22 protein-coding genes are annotated in these 24,928 nt (G+C 47.0%); 8 read left to right on the top strand and 14 right to left on the bottom strand.

Going from position 1 to position 24,928, the window contains the following annotated elements; all coding sequences use genetic code 11:
• Positions 1–9: 9 nt before the first annotated feature.
• Both MKX68_RS19980 and mdcA read right to left on the bottom strand, forming a co-directional pair.
• On the bottom strand, positions 10–864 hold the full coding sequence (locus tag MKX68_RS19980; RefSeq protein WP_340913884.1) for a triphosphoribosyl-dephospho-CoA synthase: 855 nt from the start codon (positions 862–864) through the stop codon (positions 10–12).
• Between the two features lie 89 nt (positions 865–953).
• Positions 954–2,621, bottom strand: coding sequence for a malonate decarboxylase subunit alpha (mdcA, locus tag MKX68_RS19975; RefSeq protein ID WP_338588033.1), 1,668 nt, complete (start codon positions 2,619–2,621; stop codon positions 954–956).
• Positions 2,622–2,812: 191 nt separating this feature from the next.
• Between mdcA and MKX68_RS19970 the strand changes: the two genes are divergently transcribed.
• Complete coding sequence (locus MKX68_RS19970; RefSeq protein WP_338588034.1) at positions 2,813–3,712, top strand: LysR family transcriptional regulator; 900 nt, start codon at positions 2,813–2,815, stop codon at positions 3,710–3,712.
• On the opposite strand, the gene MKX68_RS19965 is transcribed toward MKX68_RS19970, so the two are convergent.
• Positions 3,651–4,787 carry an acyltransferase gene (locus MKX68_RS19965; protein ID WP_338588035.1) on the bottom strand — a complete coding sequence of 379 codons (1,137 nt, stop codon included), beginning with the start codon at positions 4,785–4,787 and terminating at the stop codon, positions 3,651–3,653. The genes MKX68_RS19970 and MKX68_RS19965 overlap by 62 nt on opposite strands.
• A gap of 386 nt (positions 4,788–5,173) precedes the next feature.
• On the opposite strand from MKX68_RS19965, the gene nirB reads away from it, so the two are divergent.
• From nirB to MKX68_RS19945, 4 genes are all read left to right on the top strand, one after another.
• Positions 5,174–7,603, top strand: a complete 2,430-nt coding sequence (nirB, locus tag MKX68_RS19960; RefSeq protein ID WP_340913883.1) for a nitrite reductase large subunit NirB — start codon at positions 5,174–5,176, stop codon at positions 7,601–7,603.
• Between the two features lie 55 nt (positions 7,604–7,658).
• A complete protein-coding gene (gene nirD / locus MKX68_RS19955) occupies positions 7,659–7,985 on the top strand; it encodes a nitrite reductase small subunit NirD (RefSeq protein ID WP_340913882.1) in 327 nt (108 codons plus the stop codon).
• A 49-nt stretch (positions 7,986–8,034) separates the two neighbouring features.
• Positions 8,035–8,817, top strand: coding sequence for a formate/nitrite transporter family protein (locus MKX68_RS19950; protein WP_340913880.1), 783 nt, complete (start codon positions 8,035–8,037; stop codon positions 8,815–8,817).
• Positions 8,818–9,101: 284 nt separating this feature from the next.
• Entirely contained in the window at positions 9,102–9,731 is a 630-nt protein-coding gene (locus tag MKX68_RS19945) for a YfbR-like 5'-deoxynucleotidase (protein ID WP_340913878.1), read from the top strand.
• On the opposite strand, the gene MKX68_RS19940 is transcribed toward MKX68_RS19945, so the two are convergent.
• Positions 9,732–10,541 (bottom strand): response regulator transcription factor, encoded by an 810-nt coding sequence (locus MKX68_RS19940; protein WP_083677409.1) that lies wholly within the window; start codon positions 10,539–10,541, stop codon positions 9,732–9,734. It abuts the gene before it with no gap.
• A 4-nt stretch (positions 10,542–10,545) separates the two neighbouring features.
• Positions 10,546–12,432: a cache domain-containing sensor histidine kinase gene (locus tag MKX68_RS19935; RefSeq protein ID WP_340915461.1), complete on the bottom strand. Its 1,887-nt coding sequence runs from the start codon at positions 12,430–12,432 to the stop codon at positions 10,546–10,548.
• 171 nt (positions 12,433–12,603) lie between these two features.
• On the opposite strand from MKX68_RS19935, the gene MKX68_RS19930 reads away from it, so the two are divergent.
• The 3 genes from MKX68_RS19930 (at position 12,604) to MKX68_RS19920 (ending at position 15,704) form a co-directional block, all read left to right on the top strand.
• On the top strand, positions 12,604–13,905 hold the full coding sequence (locus MKX68_RS19930; RefSeq protein ID WP_340913876.1) for an ABC transporter substrate-binding protein: 1,302 nt from the start codon (positions 12,604–12,606) through the stop codon (positions 13,903–13,905).
• A gap of 100 nt (positions 13,906–14,005) precedes the next feature.
• Positions 14,006–14,878, top strand: a complete 873-nt coding sequence (locus tag MKX68_RS19925; protein WP_340913875.1) for a carbohydrate ABC transporter permease — start codon at positions 14,006–14,008, stop codon at positions 14,876–14,878.
• Position 14,879: 1 nt separating this feature from the next.
• Entirely contained in the window at positions 14,880–15,704 is an 825-nt protein-coding gene (locus tag MKX68_RS19920) for a carbohydrate ABC transporter permease (protein ID WP_133385583.1), read from the top strand.
• A 164-nt stretch (positions 15,705–15,868) separates the two neighbouring features.
• Here MKX68_RS19920 and MKX68_RS19915 read toward each other — a convergent pair whose 3' ends face one another.
• From MKX68_RS19915 to MKX68_RS19875, 9 genes are read right to left on the bottom strand one after another with little or no spacing between them, the layout of a single operon-like run.
• Complete coding sequence (locus MKX68_RS19915) at positions 15,869–17,197, bottom strand: MFS transporter (RefSeq protein ID WP_338588046.1); 1,329 nt, start codon at positions 17,195–17,197, stop codon at positions 15,869–15,871.
• Between the two features lie 20 nt (positions 17,198–17,217).
• The gene (locus tag MKX68_RS19910) at positions 17,218–17,853 is read right to left on the bottom strand and encodes a TetR/AcrR family transcriptional regulator (RefSeq protein ID WP_133385585.1); all 636 of its coding nucleotides are present in this window, start codon (positions 17,851–17,853) and stop codon (positions 17,218–17,220) included.
• A gap of 60 nt (positions 17,854–17,913) precedes the next feature.
• Positions 17,914–18,681, bottom strand: a complete 768-nt coding sequence (locus MKX68_RS19905) for an ABC transporter ATP-binding protein (RefSeq protein WP_017687160.1) — start codon at positions 18,679–18,681, stop codon at positions 17,914–17,916.
• A gap of 12 nt (positions 18,682–18,693) precedes the next feature.
• On the bottom strand, positions 18,694–21,027 hold the full coding sequence (locus MKX68_RS19900) for an ABC transporter permease (protein WP_340913874.1): 2,334 nt from the start codon (positions 21,025–21,027) through the stop codon (positions 18,694–18,696).
• 35 nt (positions 21,028–21,062) lie between these two features.
• Positions 21,063–21,803 carry a thioesterase II family protein gene (locus tag MKX68_RS19895; protein ID WP_339790067.1) on the bottom strand — a complete coding sequence of 247 codons (741 nt, stop codon included), beginning with the start codon at positions 21,801–21,803 and terminating at the stop codon, positions 21,063–21,065.
• Between the two features lie 25 nt (positions 21,804–21,828).
• The gene (locus tag MKX68_RS19890) at positions 21,829–22,713 is read right to left on the bottom strand and encodes a hypothetical protein (protein ID WP_176872545.1); all 885 of its coding nucleotides are present in this window, start codon (positions 22,711–22,713) and stop codon (positions 21,829–21,831) included.
• Entirely contained in the window at positions 22,710–22,973 is a 264-nt protein-coding gene (locus tag MKX68_RS19885) for an acyl carrier protein (protein ID WP_091028302.1), read from the bottom strand. Before MKX68_RS19885 ends, MKX68_RS19890 begins: the two co-directional genes overlap by 4 nt.
• Before the next feature lie 15 nt (positions 22,974–22,988).
• On the bottom strand, positions 22,989–24,068 hold the full coding sequence (locus MKX68_RS19880; RefSeq protein ID WP_339790064.1) for an HAD-IIIC family phosphatase: 1,080 nt from the start codon (positions 24,066–24,068) through the stop codon (positions 22,989–22,991).
• Complete coding sequence (locus tag MKX68_RS19875) at positions 24,058–24,909, bottom strand: 3-hydroxyacyl-CoA dehydrogenase family protein (RefSeq protein WP_100526999.1); 852 nt, start codon at positions 24,907–24,909, stop codon at positions 24,058–24,060. Before MKX68_RS19875 ends, MKX68_RS19880 begins: the two co-directional genes overlap by 11 nt.
• Between the last annotated feature and the right edge of the window lie 19 nt (positions 24,910–24,928).

Raw genomic sequence — 24,928 nt, 5'->3', positions numbered from 1 at the left:
TTGTTTCTGTTATAACTGACTCGTTGCGAGCGGACATGCACCAAGCTCGGTTGACGCACTCTGATCTATGCGGTCGAGAAACAAGACCGCAGCCAGCAAGTCCGCGCTTCCGCCAGGGGAAGCGCCGATGCCAACAAGGCGGCTGCCCAGTTGTTCCAGGGCAGCCATGCCTTCCGCGGTGCCGCTGCCACCCCGCGACAGCACGGTGGCGGCACCGCTTCTTGCGGCGGCGAGGGCATCGTGCCCGCCGCGGTGCAGCAGGCAAGTATCTTCGAGACTTGCCATGATGGCCAAAAGCGCATCCAGACGCGCCTGCGTCTCTGTGCGCCCTGCACTCCGGGCTGCGCGTAGCGCTGGCAGCCCGATGTCCACGACGTGCGGGAAGCCTGCTTCGGCTTCTTCCCGCGCGCCGCGTGCGCCGTAGCGGCGCTGCACACGCTGCCCGTTCGACGTCCGCTGCTGCGGAGCATGCCGGTCGGGCAGCCGGGCAAGCGCCCCGGCGACGGCTGCAATCTCAGCCGCGCCCTGACCGGGCCAACTCACCGCGGCAGCGCCGGTGAGCAACCCAAGTGCCCACACAGCTCCGCGATGTGTGTTGGTTCCGCCTGTGGCTGCGAGCATACTAGCTTCGCCGTCACGCCCAATCGCAGCCAGGCGTTCACGCAGCGATTGATCCGCAGGCTGTGCCCATCCTGCCTCACCCATCGCTGTAAAGGCAGGCCGCAGCGCCCGTGCCGAGCGGCGCATCAGCTCCACGTTCAGATCTGTATGTGCGCCATTGTCACGCAGATCTACAAGCCCCGGTTTTGGCGTCAACTCCGCCTCATCAATCAACGCCTGCACGGCCAGTTCACCGAGCAGCACGCCGCATCTCTGTGCTGCCGAACTGGCCCAAGCTAGCTTCATCGGCTTCAAGTCCTGCCACATAGAGACAGGTGTATTCCTCTTAGGGCTTACCAACTGCGGAACTTGGATGGCGGATTGTACAGCCCACCGGACCATTCCACCAACTCCTCGACACTTTTGGCCGCCAGAAGCGACCGTTTGGCATCCGTGCGGCGAATGTCCAGTTGTTCCGGGAACGCAATCAGTCCATCACTGATCAGACGTTCATTCAAGCTTGCATCATGAGCCTGTCCGAGCGGAGTAACACCGGCAACCGCCGCGAGTGCAAGTTTGCGTTCTTCGATGTTCTGTGCCTTGTACAGATAGGCAATTCCCTCTTCCGTCACTACATGTGTCACATCCTCACCATAGATCATGACAGGTGCAATGGGCAGATGGGCTTCTTGACCAACATGAATGGCATCCAGGGAATCTACAAAGGTTGGCCGCTCTCCGTTCTGGAATGTTTCCACCATCTGTACGACCAATTTTTTACCCCGAACCAGCGGACCATCTCCATTCATCATGTTCAGCCAGGCTTCGGTATCATGTCTGCGTCCATGTGGATCATGTCCCATATTGGGCGCGCCGCCAAATCCACTGAGACGACCGGAGGTCACCGTTGATGAGTTGCCCTCGGGATCGATTTGTAATGTTGAACCAATAAACATATCTACGGCATACTGACCTGCCACTTGGCAGAGTGCACGGTTAGAACGCATGGAACCATCAGGCCCTGTGAAAAATACGTCCGGACGAGCCGCTGTATACTTCTCCATCCCTACCTCGCCGCCAAAAGAATGGATACTTTCAATCCAGCCACTCTCAATTGCCGGAATTAATGTGGGATGGGGATTCAGCGCCCAGTGTTTGCATATTTTGCCGCGCAGTCCAAGTGACTCCCCGTAAGTCGGAAGCAATAATTCAATGGCCGCTGTATTAAACCCAATGCCGTGGTTCAAAGATTGAACATTATGTTTGGCGTATATACCTTTGATCGCCATCATGCCCATGAGAATATGAGTCTCTTTGATCTGGCGCGGGTCCCGTGTAAACAGAGCTTCCAACTGATACGGCCGATCCGATTCAACAACCAGATCTACCCATGCGCCAGGAATATCTACCCTTGGAACCTCATCCACCAGTTCATTCACTTGCACGATGACGATTCCGTTACGGAAGGCTGCTGCTTCGATAATGGTTGGCGTTTCCTCCGTATTGGCTCCGGTGTACAGGTTCCCCTGACGGTCTGCTTTATCCGCCGCCACGAGCACAACATTTGGAATCAAATCAATGAACAGTCGACCATATAACTCCAAATAGGTGTGAATCGAGCCAATCTCGATACTGTTATCCTCAATCATCTGCGACATGCGGAGACTTTGTGAACCCGAATAGGAAAAGTCAAGCTTGGAAGCGATCTTTTTTTCAAAGATGTCCAGATGATCCGGACGTGAAATACTCGACATAATCATGTGTAACTGATTGACCTTCTCCGGATCGACCTGAACCAGTGCAGCGGACAAAAAACTGGCCTGTTTCTGATTATTTCCTTCCAGTACAACACGATCACCCGGTCGGATGAGCAACTCAAGTGCATTTACAATTTGCTCTGTCGGCAGTACCTTTCCCTTGAGTAAAGACTCTACCTTCTGCATTCTGTTATGTTTCTCATCTCTTCTGGTCGTCCAGCTTGATGGGCCCAAGGGCTGTTGCTGCTGTTTGGTCGTACTCATCTCTGACCAGCCTCCCTTAACTATGATTTAATGTTCATCTGCCATTTGGTTTCATTATCATGTTCTCTAATTCAATCTGAAATTCGTTCATTCACATGCGGTACAGGTTTTATTTTACTCCTCACATTAATAATGTATAATATATAGTTATACATATATACATAACCAAATTGATATGGATGGTGATTGGCATGGATTTACTTCAACTTCGTTATTTTTGCAAAATCGCCCGGCTGGAGCACATCACACGAGCGGCAGAAGAACTGCACGTCTCCCAGCCAGCTTTGAGCAAAACGTTGAAAATGCTGGAACAGGAATTGGGAACCGAGTTATTTGATCGAACAGGAAAGTTCATCCGGCTGAACAACTATGGTCGTGTATTTCTGAAATATGCCGAGCAATCTCTTGAAGCACTCGAAAATGGAAAACGGGAACTTGCGGATATGTCATCTGGTCAGGCAGGCGATATCCGTCTTGCATTCCCTGTAGGCTCTCACGTGGTGCCCGACCTGTTATCTCGATTCAGACAACAATACCCAGATATCACATTTACGTTAATCCAGCATTTTGGTCCTTCTGATCCTCCGAGGTTTGATCTCTGTATCTCTTCGCTGCCCTTGCAGATTCCCCGAGTAGAGAGCTTGCCTCTTCTGACAGAGGAACTGTTCCTGGCCGTGCCCGCTGACCACAAGCTCGCCGGGAAAACATCCATCCGACTGGAAGATGCAGCCGAGGAACACTTTGTCACGCTACGTGCAGGGAACGACCTTCGTGAACGAACCGACAGCCTGTGCCGGATTGCCGGTTTCAATCCGAAACGTATTTTCGAAAGTGATGATCCGGCAACCGTACGTGGACTCATTCGCGCTGGACTTGGTATTGCACTTGTTCCCGCGGTATCCTGGGATGGATCTGTGGGTGAACATGTACGATTGATTCGGATTGAACAGCCTGTATGCGAACGAACGATTGGGATTTCCTGGTTGGAAGATCATTACCTGTCCAAAGCTTGTCTGATTTTTCGCGAGTTTACGGTCGCTTATTTCCGTGAGCTGGCGCTGGCTGATGCCCTTGGTGATTCCTCGCTCTGAGAAGTCGCATCATTGCCTTGCACAATTTCTCAATGTAATACACCATCGTGAAGGCTAGAATCGCAGTGCAAATCAGCAAAAACACGATGCTGATGCCGAGCGGCATCTCCTTCACATAACTGCCCATCATCCAGATCGTCAGATTCAGTGCAAAATAACTGGCGAGATATGCCCGAAAGGCGTATTTGGCAATCCAGCGAAAAGTAGGTAGAAATCGGACATTCATACGAATCAGTCCCGTTGCACCAGCGTACAGGAGCAAGATGAGCGCCATGTTAAACAGCACCATCGACGGTTTCAGATACGAAGATTTCAACAAATTCATATCCTCAAATCCATAAGCAAACAATTCCCGGTTCACCCAAATAAACAACAGCACACCGATGGGCAGCAACGCCCACTTCATTTTGTCCAACCAGACAAGGCAAACTTCCTTATATATGGATGTACCCATTCCCAGCAATGCAAATAGTCCATACATGGCAAAGATTCGATCCGTGTAGACCAGATCGGGATGCAAAAGATCCAGCAGAACATATCGGTCATAGAGCAGAATCAGAATGGCATACACGATGATGGATACCACCCATGACACAGCTGCTTTTTTTCGATTCCGAATCATGAGCAGAGCCAGTGCAGTCACCAGCGGAATGAGCAAATGATATTGGAACATCATGACCGTATACCACAAATGCGGGGCTGCCGTTCCCAGCAGAAAGGCTTGTACAACATCCCCCACCTGCTCATATCCGCCTGCATTCACCGTTATTATATATACGGTAGTCCAGAAGAGATAAGGCCCGATGATCTCTTTGGCTTTATGCCATACATAGTGTCCATACTTTACGTCTCGCAGCTGTGCCACATCATACAAAATGGCAAAAATAAAGGCAGGTGCCGAGAACTTCGCCAGATTGTACAACATGCCAATCTCTATTCTGTGAGATACATCGGGAAACTGCTTTAAGAGAACCGACAGGATCAGCTGCATCATCACAGCAGTTACTGCAACCGCTTTAATAATCTCCGGCTGGGTTGCAGCCGGTGAGGTATCGTCCATTCTTTTTACACCCATAGGTGATCTCCTTTCAGCCATGTCAACACAATGAGAATTCACGTCCCCATCTTCACTTCTGAAACTTCATTAAGCCCTAGTAGTGTGTTTCGTGTTAGCAAAAAAAATACCAAATTTTGAAAATATCATATCGACGCGTCGTTATGCCTCGTAGTATATGCCTTGATTAATCAGCCTGTATAATATCCATTTGGATATGTATATATGTCGCTCTGGAAATATATATAAAAATCTGTGACCGGGATCACACCAACGAATAGTTGACTGAACTATCTTTATTAGTGAATTAAATCACATAAACTGTCGTCAACTACTTGTATAATTTCAAATATAAACCACTAAAATTTTGAGTAATGTACAGCGTCTATTCAAGGAGGCATACACACATGAACGGAAAAAAAGAGAACCTCATCATCATTGGTAACGGTATGGCAGGAATCAGTACTGTTGAACAAATTCTGAAATTAACTACGCGATTTGATATTACCGTTTTTGGCACCGAGCCCTATCCTAACTACAACCGCATTATGTTGTCGTACGTACTGGAAGGAAGCAAAACGCTGGACGATATCGTGCTGAACGACCTTCACTGGTATGAAGATTACGGCATTACATTGCACACAGGCACAACGGTTACACGAATCGATGCCGAGACACATGAAGTTGTAACTGAAGATGGAACTCGCGTTCCTTACGACAAAATCATCATTGCAACAGGCTCTAACTCCTTTATTCTCCCCGTACCGGGGCATGACAAAGAGGGTGTTGTCGGTTTCCGTGATATCGCCGATTGTAATGTCATGCTGGAAGCTGCTAAGCAGTATAAACGAGCGGCCGTTATCGGGGGCGGTCTGCTGGGTCTTGAAGCTGCCAAAGGGTTGGTACAACTTGGCATGGAAGTTACCGTAGTGCATCTGATGGAAGATCTGATGGAGCGTCAGCTTGATCCGCAAGCTTCAGCCATGTTGAAGGCAGAACTCGAACGTCAGGGTATCCGGTTCAAAATGGGTGCGCAGACTTCCGAACTGCTGGGTGGCGAACGGGTTGAAGGAATTCGTTTTGCAGATGATACGGTTCTGAATGTTGATTTTGTGGTCATGGCTGTAGGGATCAAACCCAATACGGCTGTAGCCCGCGAAAGCGGTATGGAAGTCAACCGGGGTATTGTCGTGAATGACTATATGCAGACTTCACTTGAGAATGTGTATTCGGTCGGGGAATGTACAGAGCACCGCGGGGTATGTTACGGCCTCGTTGCCCCATTGTTTGAGCAAGGCATGATTCTCGCGAAACATATCTGCGGTGTCGAAACGGCTCCGTATGAAGGTTCTGTAGTATCCACTAAATTGAAAATTTCGGGTGTGGACGTGTTTTCAACTGGTGAATTCATCGACAGCCCAGAGCACACCGTCATTTCGCACAAAGATGACTGGAAACGGACTTACAAAAAAATTCTGCTTCGTGATAATAAAATGGTCGGCGCCGTTCTCTTCGGTGACATTACGGATTCTGCCGAATTGCAGAAACTGATCAAACAACAGACCGAAATGACCGAAGAATTGTATGGTTCACTCATGGGTACAGGCTGCGGCGGTCATAAGAAAACCACCTCTGTAGAAACGATGGCTGAAGACGAGATTGTCTGTGGCTGTAACGGTGTAACCAAAGGAACGATTGTTGATGTCATTACGAATCAAGGACTAACCAGCGTAGATGAGATCAAAGCCTGTACAGGTGCAACCCGCTCTTGCGGTGGATGTAAACCAGTTGTGGAACAGATTCTGCAATATGTACTTGGTGACAGTTTCAGTACTGGAGCCAAACAGGGCATCTGCGGATGTACTTCCATGGGACGGGATGAGATTGTAGCCGAGATTCGTGCAAAGGGATTACAAACAACCAAAGAGGTCATGAATGTACTGGGTTGGAGTCAACCTGAAGGTTGTTCCAAATGTCGTCCGGCGATCAACTACTACCTTGGCATGATTGCACCAGACACACACGAAGATGAGAAAGAATCCCGTTTTGTTAACGAACGGATGAATGCAAATATTCAAAAGGATGGAACGTATACGGTTGTACCTCGGATGTACGGCGGGGTGACTACTCCAGCGGACCTCAAACGCATCGCTGACGTTTCAGTCAAATATGATGTGAAAGCAGTCAAAGTAACCGGCGGTCAGCGTCTCGACTTGATTGGTGTTAAAAAAGAAGATCTGACTAAAGTCTGGGCTGAACTGGATATGCCTTCAGGTTATGCATACGCCAAATCGCTGCGTACGGTCAAAACATGTGTCGGCTCCCAATTCTGCCGATTCGGTACACAGGATTCCATGGCCATGGGCGCTCGCATCGAACGTAAATTCGAACGTCTGGATCTGCCAGCCAAGTTTAAATATGCCGTCAACGGTTGTCCACGGAACTGTGCAGAGGCATGTACCAAAGATATCGGTATCGTTGGTAACGACGGAGGCTGGGAAATCTTCATCGGTGGTAACGGCGGTATTAAAGCAAGACTTGCTGATTCCTTATGCAAAGTGAAAACAGATGAAGAGTTAATTGAACTGTGCGGAGCCATCATGCAATATTACCGCGAGACAGGTAACTATCTGGAACGGACTTCCGAGTGGGTGGAACGGATGGGTCTGGAGCATATTCGTTCGGTTGTCGTGGATAACCTGGAGGAACGCAAAGCGTTGATGCAGCGGATTGAATTTGCACTTGAGCATGTTGAAGAACCTTGGCAAAAAGCGATTCGCAATGAGGAAGGCGAAAGCAAAATGTTCCATGGAATCGAAGTATCGGCTCGTCCATAAGCAAGCTTGCAGGATTAATACTGGAGAATGTTAAATAAATAAGGAGTGGTTTAAGATGACGACCAAACAATCAGGCACCTACTTCCCTGCCGGAGTAGTTGAAGAATTCCTGCCACGAATCGGAAGAGTAGTTGAAATTCTGGACCATCAGCTTGCTGTCTTTCGTGCATCGGATGGCACCATCTTCGCCGCTGATAATCACAACCCCCACCCCAAGGGTGGGCCGCTGGCAGAAGGCATCGTGTCCGGGCATTATCTGTACGATCCGCTGTATGATTGGAAAATTGACTTAACTACCGGTGTTGTGCAAGCACCGGACAATGGGCAAGTGCAGATGTATCCGGTGAAGGTAGAGAACGGCCAGGTCTGGATTGAAATATAGCTCCATCGAAACGTTCAAAGATTGATGCAAAATAATGGGGGAAACCGTGATGTATACACCAAGTGTTGAGGGAATTATTGAAGCTGCGGTTAAAAAACGGGATCAGATGAACTCAAATCTTTCACGCTACATGGTTGCCGCCTTAATGGCGGGTGCCTATGTAGGGCTTGGCATCGTACTGATCTTCAGTATTGGTGCCCCGCTCCTTGCGGCACAGTCACCACTGCAAACCATGTTAATGGGCATGTCCTTCGGACTCGCTCTCACGCTTGTCATCTTTGCCGGATCGGAACTATTTACAGGCAACAACATGTTTTTCACCATGAGCACGCTCGCAGGCCGGACCACAGTCAAAGATACACTGAAAAACTGGGGACTCGTCTTCCTCGGCAACCTGCTAGGTGCGATCCTGCTCAGCCTGCTTATTGTAGGCAGCGGCCTGTTCAAAACGGCTGCGCCCGAACATCTTTTATTTGTCGCTTCTGCCAAAAAGATGGCCGCTCCCGTATCGGAGTTGTTCTTCCGCGGCATTTTCTGTAACTGGCTCGTCTGTCTGGCGATCTGGATGGCTGCTCGCACAAAAGAGGATATCGCCAAAATTGCTCTCATCTGGTGGTGTCTGTACGCCTTTATTGCAAGTGGGTATGAGCACAGTGTTGCCAATATGACTTTGCTGTCCTTGTCCTGGCTGTTGCCAAACCACCCGGATACCATTACTCTGGCGGGCTGGTTTCATAACATGATCCCGGTAACACTTGGTAATATCATCGGCGGTGCCCTCTTTGTCGGAATGGCGTACTGGTATACTTCACCGGTACGTAAAAAATCATAATTTTTGATTCAACTGAACTTATGTAGCACTAGGTAACACAACATCTACACACTAAAGCCACGATGGATGCTGAACTCACGTTCAATCACACATCGTGGTTTTTTATTGTTTGTTGATAACCTGCGTACTCTCTCGTACGTTCCCTTTCATCCTCTCGTCCTTCTATAGAATTAAAACTTCATTTTACCTTCGTCGCTATCCGCGTTAATCCACAGTTGACATAACTGGCGTATAGTCGATGGATACTCACACTTATACTCAACCAGCAAAGGATGAACGCTTATATGGGAATTCACGCGTACTTCAGGTCACTGAATGATCTTGAACGTATTATTCGTACACCTGGCAAATTCAAATTCGAAGAACACAGCGTATCCGCTCATTCCTGGAAAGTGGTACAGTACGCCAAAACGCTCGCAGATATTGAGGAGCAGCATGGAGTCACCATTGATTGGAAGAAGTTATACGAAATCACCAGCAGTCATGATTATGGCGAAATCTTCATCGGTGATATCAAAACACCAGTCAAACATTATTCACTGGAGCTGCGATCGATGCTGCAAAAGGTCGAAGAAGGCATGGTTGAACATTTCATTAATGAAAATATTCCTGAAGAGTTCCAGCCTATTTTCCGCAGACAGCTGCGTGAGGGCAAAGACCAATCGATCGAAGGACTGATTCTCGAAGTCGCAGACAAGATGGATCAAGTATATGAAGCCTTTGCTGAACTCCAACGTGGCAATACGGAGAAAGAATTTATCGTTATGTACCGTTATGCCTTGGTCAAAATCAAAAATATCGACCTCCACTGTGTGCAGTATTTCCTGGAACAGATTCTCCCCGACATAATTGAAGAAGGTATCCGCTCCCCGTTTGATATTCGCAAAATAACCGAAGAAGCTCTTGCCCAGTAATCAGCTCAAGTCAACATGGTTCTCATCATCCATGGACAGGGCTTTTTTTCGTTCCTGCAGTTGCAGTCGGTACTCGCTAGGGTACATGCCCGTTTTGTTTTTGAAAATCCGGCTGAAATAGTGGGAATCACTATACCCTACCGCTCCACCAATGGTCTTGATATCCATATTCTCGTGAGTAACGAGCATGCGCTTCGCTTCATTTATTCGCAGGCCTGTCATATATTTCAGCGGAGTCTCCCCTGTTACTTTTTTAAAACACTTTCCCAGGTAGTCCACACTAAAATGCATCTGTCCCGCCATGTCCTGGAGTGTAATCTCATGCATGTAATTCTGCTTCAAATACAACTTAACGGCCTCTGCGATATCCTCCGGCTTCACCTGTTCATCCAGCACGGCACTGACATGGGCAAGCGAATCCACAGCGCTCCCAAGCTTCAATTCCATCGCATCCAGCAGTGTACGAAGCTGTTCTTCCGATAATGGTTTGAGCAGATAATCCTCCACCTTGTAACTGATCGCCTGCCGTGCATATTCGAATTCATGATAACCGCTCAGAATGACAATTTTCACATGCGGATAGGCAAAATACAGATGTTTGGCGAGTTCCAGTCCATTCATTACCGGCATCTGTATATCCGTTACAACCAGATCAGGTACGGAATGTTCAATGAGCTGTAACGCTTCCTGACCGTTCCGCGCCTCACCAATCACCTCGAACCGGGTGTCCAACTCTCTGAATTTGCGTGAGACATTCCGGCGAATCAAGGCTTCATCTTCCACAATAATCGTTCTATATTTGATTGTCATGGGTTCAGTCATGCTCCTTTCGAATGGAACCACCTATGGTAATCTGGACACCGCCGGAAGGCTTGTTTGTAATCAGCATGTGGGCTGCCGTGCCATACCATAATTTCAATCGGACCCATATATTCTTCAGTCCCATTCCGTTAATTTCAAGGTCAGGCATACGCTCCCACTCCTGTGATTGTTCGATGTAATGCATGATCTTGGCAAGTGCTTCTGGTTCCATGCCAGGCCCGTTGTCTTCCACGTGAATCTGCCAGGTCTGCTGCACCGCATCCATATCTCCAGTAATATTCAGTTTCCATGGAGGGGTATCGCCCAGTCCATATTTCATGGCATTTTCGAGGAGTGGTTGTACCATCAGCATCGGAACCTGAATAAGCTGCATTTCTTCCGAAATATGAAACTCGTAGTGCAGATCATCCTCGAACCTAATCTTCATACACTCCAGATATCGCTCACAATAATCCAGTTCTTGGGACAGTGGAACCCCATTCTTTCCCGGAGTAGAAATATAACGCAGCATATACGCAATATTGGCGCAGAACGCAACAATCTGCTCATTCATGCCTTCTTCCGCCATGATGCTGATATTTGTAATGTTGTTATAGAGAAAATGCGGGTTCATCTGGGATTGCAGCGCCAGTAATCTTGCTTCTGTCTCCTGAGATTTCATCGCCAGCCTGTCCTGAAAAGACTGCACAAGCTGTTGATTCAGCCGGATAAACGTATCATTTAGCTCATCCATCTCCCGAATAGAACCGGGATGCTCCAGCTTGAACAATTGACCGGATTCCTGTCCCGATAACAGATCATTCTCACCCGTTTTCTGAATAATGCGCTGCAAACGATGCAGCGGCAAAGTGACCCGTTTGGAAATCAGATACGAGAGAACCAGAATCAGCATGAGAGTAGCTAACGTGGCACCGATAAACATCACAGCCATCCGGTTGAGACTGGCGAAAAGGGACTGTTTGGACTGCATGACAATAACGGTCCATCCCGTCTCCTGTGACGTCATGTACGTCATCATTTGTTTGGACTGACTCAAAGGATCGGTGATCTCCTGCATCGTATCAGGCGGAAATGAAAGATTTTGAATCAAGTCCACATCATCGAAATGGCCTGCTTGAGAAGCATCAGCATCCGAAGAAAGTGGATACAATCGTGTATTTTGTTCATCCACTACATAGATCCGAAGATCGTCGTTATTTGCCTGCAATTCATTCAAATGCTGAAACAGGGTTCCGGCATCCTGCAAAATCTCAACTACACCCTGGCTGACATAATTGCCATCTTTGTATACCCGGGTAAGAGAAATGTAAGGTTGATCCGATTTCCCCTCACCGGTCGGCATGGGCAAAGCTCCGCCCTCTAACAATTGGATCACTCGCCAGCCACTCCGCTCCCAGGTTTCCTTGTACCACGGTCGCTGAGTCAGGTCTACCGACAGTTGACCGTTGAATGCACCCGCTCCCAGCATCTTGCCATTCACATCATAGATATTGGCCTGCTTGGCTGTATTGGAGCTGCTGATGATCGCAAGAATGACATCAATTAGTGTGGTTGTATCCTTATACAATGCCGGATCACTCGTCATTGTCTGCTCACTGCCTTCTGCTGGTGCCAAATAGTGACTGAAGTGTTCTTTGACCAGATTGGAATACACAATATTCATGGAAAAGTTGTTCATTTTCACCACTTCCTGATCCAGGTTACTGACGATTGATACACCCAGTTGTCTCTGCTGTTCTTCACTTCGCTGACGAATGTCACTTGCGAGAAAAACATACAGAAGCCCCGCCACAATCAGCGAAAAGATAATAAATACCGCAGAGTAATAGGCAAACAGACTTTGCTGAAGCGTTCCAAATCGATATCGCAATCCCCACACACCTCGTCCTATGATGATATCTGTCACACCATTCGAAAATGTCCACCCAACAGAACGCTTTTGTCTATTGAGCACATCCCTTGTTCACAGTAAAGTTATCCACATAAGAATACGCTTACATTAAGCGTTTCGGCAAGTTACAATTTTCTTTATATTCCGGGAGGTTCAATGATGAGAAAACGATTTCTATTTTCGCTTGCAAGTGTGCTCCTGCTCTCCACTCTGCTGCTTGCCGGGTGCAACTCAGGTAAAAGTACGGAAGGTTCGGGTAAGGTGACTCTCACATTTGGAACAAGCCAATCCGGTATTCCGCGTACAGGCATCATGCAGACGATGGCCAAGGAATATGAACAGGAGACCGGTGTCAAAATTGACTTTCAGGTCGTACCTGACGCACAGTGGCGTGACCTGATCAAGGTAAAGCTGGCCTCTGGCGAAGCACCTGATATTTTTAATGTCGATGTGGACCCACTGAGCATGCCGGCTAACGTAAGACCAGAGGAAAATGCCATTGACCTGACCAATGAGGAATTCACAGGTCGGATGTCTGAAGAGATTTTGCCAACCGTCAGTCACAATGACAAGGTGTACGGAGTTTCTTTTGCGCCAACGAAAATCTGGTATGTGTACTATAACAAACGTATCTTCCAAGAGCTCGGCATAGAGCCTCCTACATCCTATGCCGAATTCAAGGCGATCAGCCAGAAAATTAAGGATAAAGACATTATTCCGTTCTATCAGGCACCTGCCAGCGGGTGGTATCAGGTTCTGCCTTTGTTCGAAACGGGACCTAACTATGAGCAAACAACAGCGGGAACCTACGAGAAATTAAACAACAATGAGATGAAAATCGCAGATATGACGCAACTCAAGACGGTCATTGAACAATTGAAGGAATTTGCGGATCTCGGTTATTTCGGCAAAGACTTCTTGTCCAATACGGTAGAAGCGGGAATTGAAGCGTTTGGTCAGGAAAAAGCTGCTATGTTGCTGCGGGTTCCAGGGACGGAAAAGGAAGTTTCCGAAGCGTATCCGGCAATGAAAGACAATATGGGGTTCTTTGTCATGCCGTGGGGAGATAATCAGACGATTGGTGTGAATCCCGGCGGTTCAGCTGCCATGTTTGGTAACAAAAACAGTAAACATCCTGAAGAAGTGCTGAAATTCTTCCGCTGGATTACCGAGCATGATCATCTGCAACGTGTGTTCGACGAAGGTGAAGGTAATCTGACGATCTGTTGGCCGGAAATCGAACCAAAGCTGACACAGGATTATATTGATTATGAGAAAAATCATGAAAAAGGTACGGTCATGCAGGCCGCTGTGAAATATATTGATCCACAATGGATGGATATTGGTAAGGACTTGTCAGGCATGTTCGCTGGCGCAATGACACCGGATCAGATTCTGCAGAATATCGATAAACGTCGTGCTGAACAAGCCAAAGTGCTGAAAGACGAGAAGTGGCAGTAACAGCGCATATGGCAGATAAACATAAATACTGTACAGCGTTACATGCAGCGGGCACTTGCCCGCTCATGTATTTTGGCAGGAAGGAAAGGTGTTACCGGTTATGAATGCAAACAAAATCTATCCCTGGTATTTCTCATCTGGAGCGATTGTATTATATCTGCTGTTCATCGTTGCTCCCGCCCTGCTGGGCATCTATTATTCCTTCACCGACTGGAACAGCTATAGTTCGGAGAAGAACTTTATCGGTCTGGAGCATTTCCGCACTATTCTGGCGGGTGATCCGACCTATCTGCTTTTTATCAAAAACACAGTCCTCTTCACCCTGGTTACATCCATCGCCAAGACGGTTCTCGGCTTGTTTCTGGCCCTGCTGCTGGTCAGCGGTGTAAAGGCCGCGAATCTGCACCGGATGATCATTTTCTCCCCGCAGGTGCTGTCGTTCCTGATTGTTGGGCTTGTGTTCAAAAGTCTGCTCGACCCAAACAACGGGTTCGTTAACGTAACCCTGCGTGCATTAGGGCTGGATGTTCTCGCCCAGAACTGGCTGGGCTCCCTAACCTGGGCCATGCCATCCATCATGGCAGTGGACACGTGGAAAGGCATGGGGTACATCATGGTGCTGTTCATCGCCGGACTGCTCGCCATCCCCCGGGATTATTACGAGGCAGCGTCCATTGACGGCGCCGGATTTGGGCAAAAGCTGTTCCGGATCACCATTCCGATGCTGATGCCTACCATTACCATCGCCACGGTACTCAATATTACGTATGGGCTGAGAGTATTCGATGCCGTATACGTGCTAACCAACGGTGGCCCCGGTAACGCAACAGATGTCATTAACACGGCGGTTTATTCCTCTTTTGCCAAAGGGTATTGGGGACTGGGGAGTGCGCTATCTACCATTCTGTTTGTCATCATGGCGATCATCTCCTTTTTCATCATTCGTTTGATGAACCGAAAGGTGGAATACTGACATGCGATTGAGAAAAAGATTGGCTTCGATCGGGTTAAATGCACTCGCCTGGCTGCTTAGCCTGGTGGTCTTGATTCCTTTTGTGGTCATTGTACTGAATTCATTCAAGTCGGACGCCGAGGCCAAAGTGCTGAAGCTGACGCTGCCCGAGAAGTTTATCTTCGAAAATTACAAAATCGTCTATGAACAGGGACATTTGGGCGGTTCTTTTTTCAACAGTCTGCTGCATTCCGGGGCTTCTTCTCTGCTACTGGTGTTTGTTGTGGCCTTCTCAGCCTTCACGTTATCACGCAACCATTCGAAGCTCAGCAAGTTTCTGTACTTCTTCCTGATTCTTGGTATCACACTGCCGCTCAACTACATTCCGCTGATGGAAGTCATGAAGTCCATGGGTATGATCAATTCACATGTCGGCATGATTCTGCTCTACACGGCTATGGGTATTCCGATCTCGCTGTTCATTACGTATGCGTTTGTGTCTAACATCCCGAAGGAGCTGGATGAAGCCGCGATCATGGACGGATGTAATGGGATCAAGCTGTTCCTGAGAATCATTGTACCTTTGTTAACCTCGGTGCTGGTAACGGTATTTGTTCTTAATTTCCTGAGTGTCTGGAATGAGTTTACTGCCCCACTCTATATGCTAAATACAGTGGAGATGTGGCCGATGACACTGGCTGTATATAACTTCTTCGGGCAATTCAGTGCCCAGTGGAATCTGGTCAGTGCCGATATTGTGCTCACCTCATTGCCTGTGTTGATTGTGTTCCTCATTGGGCAAAAGTATATTGTAGGGGGACTAACTTCAGGGGCGGTTAAAGGGTAAGCTCCACCGACAATCCAAATACACAAACACATCTTGTCTAAGTACATCTGCTGACTCCTCAGCACAAAAAAAAGCCCTTGTCTGCTCATCGTGTGAATAACTTCTTCGTACAGAAGAAGCATCGCACGCTGCTGCGGACAAGGGCTTACGCTGTTGGATTCGAATTAATCGTGTGCCAACCCGCCAACATCGGATGGAGCCGCTATATCTGGGCTCTGCTCCAGAGATTTGATCATTTTCAAACGGGATGTGATTATTGCGATCAGAATAACAAACAGACCCGCGATGATAAACAGAAAGGCAATACCTCTGCCTGGCCCAGTTCCAATAATTTGACCAACAGACGAAGCCAGTGCTCCCCCCTCCATCAGCAACGGATTAAACACATGGTCGGCCAGAAATCCAGCCAAACTGTACGCGATAATAAACCCGAGTTGTGACAGAATACCAATGATTCCCCATACCCTGCCCTGCTTATCGTTGGCGATATTGTTTCGCACCAGCACATCTGCGCTCATATTGACAAACGGCAGCGATGACAGGAACAGAAAACCTGCGAAGATAATAAAATAAATGTTGGTGGATATCCCCAGAAGCGAGAAGGACAAACCGCACAAAATCAGACCCATCACAAGCACACTTGCGTATCTCTTTGTTATTGTAAATATGCCGATGCATAAGCTGCTAATCAGCATGCCGATGGCGCTAACAGACTGAAACGTTCCAAGTGTCTTTGCATCCGTGAATGACAGAAGCATCGGACCAATGAGTGTCTCCAGGAATCCTAGATAAAAGGTGACAAGTGAAATAATCACCACCAGCAACAGTACTCCCTTGTTGGTTACAACTTCCCTCCAGCCCTCTTGCATATCGGTGATCCAGTTTTTGTCTTCTTGATCCTCTCGCTCCACCTTCATGCTCTTCCGAATAACCAGCACAGCCAGAATGGCAACCAGGAATGTCAGAATATTAATGACCAGAATGACTTCAATGGTTGTTATACTAAGCAGAATGCCCGCAATGATGGGTGAAAACAGAAACTTCGAGGATTCAGCCAGTTGTACAAGACCGCTTCCTTTCGAGAACTGATCCTTATCCAGCAGGTCCGTAGCAGAGGCCTTATATGCTGGGCTCTGCAGCGCGGAAAACACCGAACTAAAGGCCACTCCCACGTAGATATGCCATAATTGGATATCACCTGTGAGCATAATGGACAGAATGAAAATCAAACCGGCTGCCGACCCCAGGTCGCCGATAATCATCATCGTTCGACGGTCGAATCGGTCTGCCAGTACCCCTCCAATAGGTCGAAGCAGGATATTCGGCAGAAACGTGAATAAGGTAATCAATGCAACACTTGTTGCCGTATTCGTTTTTTCGAAGGCATACACCCCCAGGGAGAAGGCTGTCAGTCCAATCCCAATCATGGAGATGAGCTGACCGAACCATACTACCAGAAACTTTTTAAATGATTTTTGAACGGTATGTTCCATGGATGATACTCCTTTCTCGGCTAACCTTGATTCGGAAAATAAAGACGAGTGACGTAGGCAAAGCTTCCTTTTTCTGCTCCCAGCACACGTTCCATAATATGTGTGAATGCTTCAACCTTTTTTTGGAGTTCTTCCTCCTCCCATTGAAAGATGCCTCGATCCAGCAAAAATTGTGACGATACGAGCAGGAATTCGATGGATTCCTTTGGGTTAGGTGTATGAAATACCCCCTCCTGAATGCCCTGCTCTACCACCTCGGCCAAGATGGGACTTAATCGAATTACCGTCTCTACAAGACTCTTTTGGTGCATCTCCACATTATGAACACTGTGCAATTGCTCGATGAGATCATGTTTTCTGCCGTCTGGCTGATTCTGCGCCATCATGATGCGAAAAATTTTGTCATGGGCGTTCAGTTTCGGATCGGACACCACATGCCTGGCCGATGCCTCTCCGCTCAGAATAAAACGCATAACAATGGCGTTCATAACCTCTTCCTTGGACTGAAAATAATAATAAAATGTACCCTTAGCAATGTTGCACGCCTGTAGGATATCCATGACCGTAGCTTTGGTATATCCCTTTGTTACAAACAGAATCTCGGCGGCATCCAAAATCTCATTCCTGCGTTCTTCCGGGTTTTTTATCAGTCTCATATCCTGGCCTCCGATACGTTCGACCGACTGTCGGTCTATTGTAGTCATGAAGTTCTTTTTTTAGAACCCCATTTCAGTCAACCATTGCGCCAAATGGCTTTCCCTTGTTTTTAGATCCTGACGCTCTCTTGCATATTTTCCAATATTTCTGTCTGCAACCAGCTTACCGTCCATCATGAACAGTACACGTTCCGATCTGGCAGCGACTTTCACATCATGGGTCACCAGCAGAATGGTTGTACCCGTTGCATTAATATCGCCCAGAATATCCATGATCTCATACGTTGATTTGGAATTCAGCGCCCCCGTTGGTTCATCGCCGAATAAAATATCTGGATTATTAATCAGCGCACGGCAGATGGCAATCCGTTGAAGCTGTCCGCCTGAGGCTTGGGTGATGTTATGCCCGGCCAGCTCATCAATCCCCATTTTTTTCATTAATGACATCGCCCGTGTATTAATCGTTTCTCTGCTGCTATTCTTGGCCAGATACGCGGAAAGTACGATATTGTCTAATAGATTCAGATTTTTGAGCAGATGGATATTTTGAAAGATGAATCCCATCTTGGTCAAACGTAGACTTGCCAGATCTCTCTCCTGAAATGCCGATATTTTTTTGCCATTAAAATAGACACTTCCAGCGCTAATCTGATCCATACCACTTATGTTGTACAGTAAGGTAGACTTGCCTGAGCCAGATGGCCCCATGATGGAAACAAATTCTCCCTTTTTTAATTGAAGATTGATATCTTTTAAGATGTTATGTTCTTCATTCTCGCCGATCGCTACGGATTTATTCACGTCTTTAGCCTCAAGTATAGTTGTCATCGTTGATCCTCCCTATTCGACAATCATTTTGGATATGCTCGTTTCCTTGATCGATTGGATACTAATCCATGCTGTCAGTACAATCGTGCCTGCAAGTAACAATGGACACAAGATATATGCCTGTAACGGGTTAACAACAAAAACAATATTGGAAGCACCAAACGTCGACATAATGGCACTAACCAGCAATGGACCCAACGTATTGGACAATATCGTTCCAGTAACAACTCCTAAGATTAATATGACAAGTGACATCACGACATACTTGAACTTGATTTTAGACAAGGCAAACCCAAGGCTTCTTAGTACAGCAATGTCGTTGTTGTCCTTGGCTACTAACATCTGAAGGAACAGTGCTGTAATTAAAATAGATATGAAGACACCAATGACCAAGGCCAGCATCGTCACCATTTTCAATTGTTGGATGGTTCCGCCTAACGTCTGATCCAGATAACCTTGAAGATCGGTTACTTTGGCTGGCGAGAAAGCCGCCTCATATTCAGCAATTTTGGTAGCCATGTCCCCGCGATTATTCAGATCCAAACTGACCACATACCACAACACACTATCCTTGTTGTAAGGTAATAAGGCCTTCGCCGTTTTCCCACCATTCGTAACGTCCTGGTATATTCCGCTGACCGTCATCATCTGGTCCTTGCCATTAACCAGCAAGGTAAGTTGCTCACCAGTCTTCAGGCGCAGCTCGCTACTGTTGGCATCAGATAACGCAATTTCATTCTCGGTTGTTGGCGCATTACCGCTAACATAAGACAATGGGAAAATACTGAAATCTCCAGTTTCTACACTCAGATTGTCGTAACTTCCTTCCGCATTTTTAATCTTGAACTGGCTTGTCACCAATGGGGAATACGTTTTGATGTCTTTATCATTTTGGATCTGGGCAACCAGATTGTCATAACGCTGCTCCACATCGTCTGTGTGCCTCAAGTCAATGCGAATATCACTTTGTCCAACACCCATATAAGAGATAAAACTTGGCGCCTGCAAAGTGTTCAGGAAGTTGACCGGCACAATCATGATAAATGAACTGACTACAAAGACGAACAACAATAATCGGAACATCTTGATTCGCTGTATGACTTCCTTCAGACCAAGAAAGACAGGTACGGAAGACCAGCGATTGCGGGACAAACTTAGCCGGTTTCGAATGATCTGTGTATCTCCCAGGCTCCCGGTACGGAGAGCATCCACCGCGGAGATGGAACGAAAACGCCGCAGTACCGTTCGACAGAATAGAACAACCATGGCAAATATTATGCCAGCGGCTAATAACGGAATCGCGAAATGCAACAGGGTTGCAGGTGCTTTTCCCATATACAACATGATGTTGGAAACAAATAGTCTGTTAACGCCAAGTGATGCAATGTAACCAAGCACGGATGCAAATCCGGCCATAAATACATACTTCATCAGATACAGTCTCTTAATATCCTTCTCTGCGATTCCAATCGCTTTCATGACACTAATCTCACGATAATCCTCTTCGATGGTCGCAAGCATCGTGAATCGGATGCAGAGCATCGCAATCAGAATCAGCACAAGACTGACCAGAATAATAACGGCTGCAATAACTCCGTCGGTCATCGCATTCAGTACCTGGAACAGCCCATAGGTTACGACTGGACCCGCGTTAGGAAGTCCGGCATTTTGGTAAGCCTGGGTAAATTCACTCGTCAGTCCGGGATCCGTCAACCGGAATTCGATGAGATACTCCATCTCTCCGATGCTCTGCTTCAATTCCTGCAAATTCCCATCACTCACAATAAAACGTTTGGAGTGCACAACCGATGGATTCATCTGAGCATCACGGACAAAATCAACGATGGTGTAAGAACGCTCAAATTGACCATTATCGATCCGAACCTGGTCGCCCACGCTCAATTTATTTTGCTGCATGTAATATACCGGAACCGCGATCTCGCCATCATTAACCTGAATAATCTCACTGTCCAGATTCAACAAATAGTCGAAACCCTGATTCTGTGTAACAAAGTCAATGTCCATAACACTGTTCTTTTCGGACTCTGCTCCGAGAAACAGATTAGAGCCGTCAATGTTGACCATTTCCACAATCTGATGCTGCTGGACCATGGCATTTTCTTCAGCCCATGTGTTCACTTTGGCCTGATCGAGTTCTCCGGCATGCATTTGCACAAAGTGTGGTGTTTTGGATTCAGAAAATAGATATTGGATGGAACTCGTCAGTTCCATAATCATTCGTGACCCCGAAGATACCAGCAAGGCGGCCAGCAGTACAAAAATAAATAACGCAGCCGTAATCCCTTTTTTTCTCGTTATATCGTTTCTCAGCATTCGTAGCAGCATAAACGAACATGGCTCCTCTCATCTACAAGTTGTTCCTATTTATCTGGAGTCATAAAGCTTGTCAGACAATGCGCCACCGTTGAAGGTTGATGCATCATGAACATGTGAGCACCCTCTTTGATGGTTTGAAGCTTCATGGATGATTCAAAATATCGGCCCCATCTCAACGCTGATTGAAGGGTAACGGTACGATCTCGTTCTCCCCACAGATACAACACCGGCAATGAGAGTGGCTCATACTCAAGCGTTGCTGCAGATTCCAGCATCCTGAAATCCGCCCGGATGACGGGCAGAAAATAATTCAATAATTCTTTTTCGTGTATCAGTTCTTGCGGAAGAGCTTCATAGGAAAACAGATGATCAATCAGATTTCCGTCTGACATCCGATCATAATTCTGCATCCCGCATTCGTCAGGCGTGTTGCAGGCAGATAAAACAAGCCGTAGCGTTTTAGCTACATCTGGACGTTCCTGACATAAGCGCTGCGCAACGAAGTAGGCTGTAATTCCTCCCAGACTATGTCCAAATAACAGACTGCCGGGCTGTATAACATCCAGCAGCTTGCTGGTATACAGTTCTACGAGTTGCTGCATATGCTCCAAGGGTGTTTCGGTGTTCAGACCATGACCCGGGGGCGTAAACGCCCAAATTTCCGTGTCAGGAAGGTACGGCACTAGGGGCTGAAAACTGTTGGAGTTGCCACCGAGATAAGGAAAACAGACTATCTGTCTGTTTCCCTCCCCCTTTTGTAGCTGCTCCAAATAGATCGGTTCCATCACTTATTCACCACCATAACCAGGCTTACTTTCTTTCCAGAACATATGCAGGGAATGTCTGAAGTGAAGTATCCACATTTTTACGCTTGAAGATGACATGTATGACAATAGCCGATATTACAAAAAAGAAGAATTGCATAATTTGAACTTGCGGATTAAAGTAGTACAAATCAATTTGACTTCCTGTAGCTACAAGCCAAAATGCAAGCAGATAAAACAGAAGTGTACCTTTGGTTGCATTGAAGATATAACTTTGGAACACGATAAATGCCATAAGCTGAACAACGTAGTATATGTAAGTGGTTGAGGTGCCAAAAGAGGAAATCAAGTATCCCGGAAGCACCCATAATCCGAACAACAGGCCGGTAATCAGACCACTTGTTATATTATTTTTTAACTTCCCTTGCAAGAATGGAAGCAAAAATCCGATCCAGCCAAACAGCCCACCAATCAGCCCCGTCTCCTTGATCAGATTCACAATCCCCAACCAGATCATTTCAGGTACACTATATGTCAACTCAGGGACCGGTATGCCGAATAACAAGGAACCAAAGTGCATTGTTGATGCAAAGATGATGGAAATTCCAATAATGAGCGGTATCCAGAACAGGTCCTGTCTGCGCGGAACCAGCTTCATAAACATTCCTTTTAATGCTTCCGTTCCGCCCATCACATAACATGTAATTAATCCGGCAATGGAAGGTGAATACAGAGCAACGATCGCAAGTGGATGCATCAGGGTTAACTCACCTGTTATGGGTACAATAAAATCCGCAAAGAACATGAACAAACTTGCGATTCCATAACATGTGCCAAAGGAAATTCCCAAAAACAAATACATATATTTGTTGGACGGGCTGGTTGCCGGACTTGTGACTGGACGAATGGATGCCTGATTAGCTGTAATCATAGTGCCGCCTCCTTCTCAGTCAACTTTCTCTCAATAAGATCATGCAAACGGTTAATTGTGCAGAAATTCGCCAAATCCAGATCTTCATTTGCTATCTCAATCTGGAATCTACGCTCTACAAAGTCCACCAAACGCATCGCAAAGAGCGAATTGACGAACCGCTGCTCAAAATAATTGTCATTATCATTAATCTGAGCGTCCTCATGATCCATGGTGAGGTTGTTCCCGATAAACTCCCGAATTTCCTGACGATAATCCACTGCCCTTCCCCCTTGTTATTGATGTTGCCCCTCGGGCACTAAAACCTCAATGTAGTCTGGAAACTCTACAGCCTGCTGCAAATCATGATGAAACAGTACTCTTCCTTCCTGATCTGCAGATTGCTGCTTGAAACCGGCAAAGCGATAGCTGATATTCATCATCCGGTTCCTTCCGGTATCCCTGAAGTCCGCAAGCATCTGTTTGCCCTGCTTCTGAGCTTCACGCATGATATACGTTAGCAGTACACTACCTGCTCCCCTGGACATCACTCTGCAAGACATCAGAAGCATGTTTAGCCGCCATACTTTCTGCTGCATGTGAATAAGTGCAAGCCCAATTTTGCCATACGTCCCGTATTTGTCTTCGAGTTCACACACCAATAACATATGGTCCTGCGAGGTCATCAGTTGATGCAGCTCCTCGTAACTGTAGGTAATTCCGGTTGCATTTAGCTGATTGGTGCGAACGGTAAGTTCCTCTGCACGTTGAAGATCATCCTCAGTAGCCTCGTAGATGGAAAATTTCATGCCCAGCGTAGCCAGAAATTGTTCTGAAGGTCCTTCATACTGTTCCTCAGCCTGTTTACGGAGCGTATCCGCCTGATACATCTGCCTTCTGCACGCAGAGTCGGCTGTAATGAATCGGGGCATCAGCCTTGGGTCATCAAGCATGGTTTCATATTGATCCGCATGAAGTACCTGAATGTCAGCATGTACACTTTGCACTTCTTCCAGTTCAAAAGGTTGATCATCCACAAACAGAATGGCATCCATACCGATATTAATGTTCTGCTGAATCCGCTGAACAGAGACAGACTTCGCATCCCAATGGATTTCGGGATATAGAAAATATTCGGCGATGCCCAGTTCGTTTAGTTTCGTCCAAGCCAGCTCTGCATCATTTTTACTGGCAACAGAATGCAAAATACCTCGCTGGTCCAGTTTTTCAATCACCTCCTTTAAGCACGGCTTCAGTTGCACATCTGCAGATTCAAGCAAAACTCCATCCCATATGGTGTGGTCCAGATCCCAAACGATGCATTTGATATCCTTGAGCTTTTCCATGGTCATGCCACCCTTCATCTTAGTAGGCATAGAATCCTTGACCCGTCTTCCGCCCCCACTGTCCTGCATCAACCATTTTCTGCAACATCGGACAGCATCTGAATTTGGGGTCCTGATAGCTGTCGTACAATACTTTCAATGAATGCACGACCGTATCCAGACCAATCAGATCCGCCGTCTCCAGCGGCCCCATCTGATAATTGAAGCCTTTCTTCATAATGGCGTCCACCTGCTCGGGTGTAGCGATTCCATCCTGTACAATGTACGCCGCTTCATTCATTAACAAGTGCGAGAGGCGATTAGAGACAAACCCAGGCAGATCCTCTATGACAACTGGACTTTTATCAAGAGTTTCCAAAAACGCTACCATCTCATGTTCCGTTCCCTGCGTTGTATGATGTCCTTTGATCACCTCCACCATGGATTTAACGGGAACCGGATTCATCAGATGCACCCCAATGACTCGACCTGGGTCAGGCAAAAATGAAGCGAGCTTTGTCACGGAAATACAGCTTGTATTTAGCGCAAATAAAGCATCCGGACGAACCTTGTGGGACAAGCGTGCATAAACTTCCTTTTTCAACTCCAGGTTTTCGGTTACATTTTCAATAATGATACTTGCCTCTTCCACACCTTCATCTTGTGTCTGGAACGAGATTCGTTCCATGATCTGATCCAGGGGAACCTGACCGTACCCTTGCTTCAGAAAGCAAGCTGAACGATATTCACGACGTATAACATCAGGGGCATGTTCGATGACCGACGCCGAAATATCCTGCAAAATTACACGATAACCAGCCCTCGCGACATCCAGTGCCGTGGCGCATCCCATCACCCCTGCGCCAATGATTGCAATGAGTCGATTATGCATACCTAATCACCTCCGTATT

This window comes from Paenibacillus sp. FSL M8-0212 (assembly GCF_038004645.1).
Classification (GTDB): domain Bacteria; phylum Bacillota; class Bacilli; order Paenibacillales; family Paenibacillaceae; genus Paenibacillus.
The sequence above is the reverse complement of the archived record's forward strand: the minus strand, read 5'-3'. Positions and strand labels throughout refer to the sequence as shown.